Below are 2,139 nucleotides of genomic sequence, written 5' to 3' on the forward strand. Positions count from 1 at the left end.
CACGGATGATGCAACGCCGCAAAGTGCACCCGAATCTGGTGTGTGCGACCGGTTTCCAGATGCACGTCAAGCAGGCTCGCGGCAACGAAAGCTTCGATCGTGTCGTAGTGCGTGAGGCTGTGGCGGCCGTTGGCGGTGACTGCGAACTTCCAGTCGTGGCCGCGGTGGCGGCCGATCGGCGCATCGATCGTGCCGCTGGACGGATCGGGGTGTCCTTGCACCAGCGCGTGGTAGCGCTTGTCGACGGTGCGCTGCTTGAACGCGCGTTTGAGCAGGGTGTAGGCCCGCTCGGAGATCGCCACCACCATCACCCCAGACGTACCGACATCGAGGCGATGCACGATGCCCTGCCGCTCGTGCACCCCGGAGGTGGTGATCCGGTAACCAGCCGCGGCCAGGCCGCCGAGCACCGTCGGCCCCGTCCAGCCGACCGACGCATGCGCGGCCACCCCGGCCGGTTTGTCCACCGCCACGATGTCGTCGTCCGAGTACAGGATCGTCATGCCCTCGACGTCGACGGGTGTGTTCTCCAACGGCGCCGGCGGCTCGGGCAACCGCACCTGCAGCCACGCCCCGGCGGCCAGCCGATCCGACTTGCCGGCCGGCACGCCGTCCAACTCGACGCCGCCGTCTTCGGCCAACGCGGCGACGGCGGTGCGTGACAGACCCAGCAGCCGAGATAGCCCGGCGTCGACGCGCATACCCGCCAGGCCCTCCGGCACCGGCATCGATCGGTCAGCCAACAGCGCCGCTCCTCAGCATCGCTTCGCTCTGCATCGTCGTCGGCGGCTATCTCAGCGTTGGTCGGCACTGGTCCGGTCGGCGGTGCCGTCCGGTGGCTCGTCGCCGCCTTCGGCGGGCTCGTCCGGTGTTTCGGTATCCGCGGGGGCGGCGGCGACAGCTGCCACCTCGAGCGCGTCGTCGGGCTTGACCGCAAGGCGCCGCTCCTCAGCATCGCTACGCTCTGCATCGTCTCCGGCGCGGCGACGGCCGACAGTGTCGAAGTCGAAGCCGAACGCCGACAGCGTTACCAGCAGGATCGCCCCGCAGACCACCGACGGGTCGGCGACGTTGAACACCGGCCACCAACCGATCGACAAGAAGTCCACGACATGTCCCTGAAGTGGGCCCGGCGAACGGAAAAACCGGTCGACCAGGTTGCCCATCGCGCCGCCCAGGATCATCCCGAGGCCGATAGCCCAGCCTGGCGACACCAGCCGCCGGCCCATCCAGACAATCCCGACCACGACGCCGGTCGCGATCACCGTCAGCATCCAGGTGTATCCGGTCGCCATCGAAAACGCGGCGCCGGAATTGCGGACCAGCGTCCAGGTGACGGTGTCACCGAGGATCGGCACTGGCTGGCCGGGGATGAGCAGTTTGACGGCGATCACCTTGGTGATGATGTCCAGCACCAGCACAACCGCAGCTACTGCTAGCAGCAGCCGCAGTCGCCGTGGCGGCGCGGGAGCTTCAGCCTCCCCGGGCGTCGGGGCCTCAGTCTCCGGCTCAGCCGATCCCGTGGGTTGGTCAGTCACGCCTACATCATCCACTACCGCCGAATGGCGGCGACCCGCCACGCCCGGCTCCGCCGCCCTCGCGATCGCCGCCGGCCGAATGGCGGCGACCCGCCACGCCCGGCTCCGCCGCGCGATGCGGAATGATTTGTCCCATGAGCCGCCTCACCGTCATCGCCACGGGTGGGACGATCGCCAGCAGCACCGCCGCCGATGGGGTCCAGCGGCCAACGCGCGGCGGCGCCCAGTTGACCGCCGGCCTGGACGTCGATGTCATCGACGTGCTGTCCCTGGACAGCTCGCAGTTGACCCCGCCCGATTGGGATGTGATCGGCGCGTCGGCACGGGCCGCGGTGGCTCGCGGCGCCGAGGGCGTGGTCGTGACGCACGGCACCGACACCCTCGAGGAGACGGCGTTATGGCTGGACCTGACCTACGCGGGCGCGAGTCCGCTGGTGATCACCGGCGCCCTGCGCAGCGCTGACGCACCCGACGCCGACGGCCCGAGAAATCTGCGCGACGCCCTGTCGGTGGCGTCCAGTCCCGCCGCGCGCGACCTCGGTGTCCTGGTCTGTTTCGGCAGCCAGGTACTGCAGCCGTCGGGCCTGCACAAGGTCGCGAC

Annotated in this window: 3 protein-coding genes; 1 reads left to right on the plus strand and 2 read right to left on the minus strand. The window is 69.7% G+C overall.

Annotated elements, in window-relative coordinates; all coding sequences use genetic code 11:
• Both WBF82_RS03670 and lspA read right to left on the minus strand, forming a co-directional pair.
• A partial coding sequence (locus WBF82_RS03670) for an RluA family pseudouridine synthase (protein ID WP_424381739.1) occupies window positions 1-743 on the minus strand: 743 nt, incomplete at its 3' end.
• Window positions 744-794: 51 nt separating this feature from the next.
• On the minus strand, window positions 795-1,538 hold the full coding sequence (gene lspA, locus WBF82_RS03675; RefSeq protein ID WP_424381740.1) for a signal peptidase II: 744 nt from the start codon (window positions 1,536-1,538) through the stop codon (window positions 795-797).
• Between the two features lie 134 nt (window positions 1,539-1,672).
• Between lspA and WBF82_RS03680 the strand changes: the two genes are divergently transcribed.
• Window positions 1,673-2,139: asparaginase domain-containing protein (locus tag WBF82_RS03680; protein WP_424381741.1), on the plus strand; the 467-nt coding region annotated here is incomplete at its 3' end.

This window comes from Mycobacterium sp., assembly GCF_049673265.1.
Lineage (GTDB): Bacteria > Actinomycetota > Actinomycetes > Mycobacteriales > Mycobacteriaceae > Mycobacterium.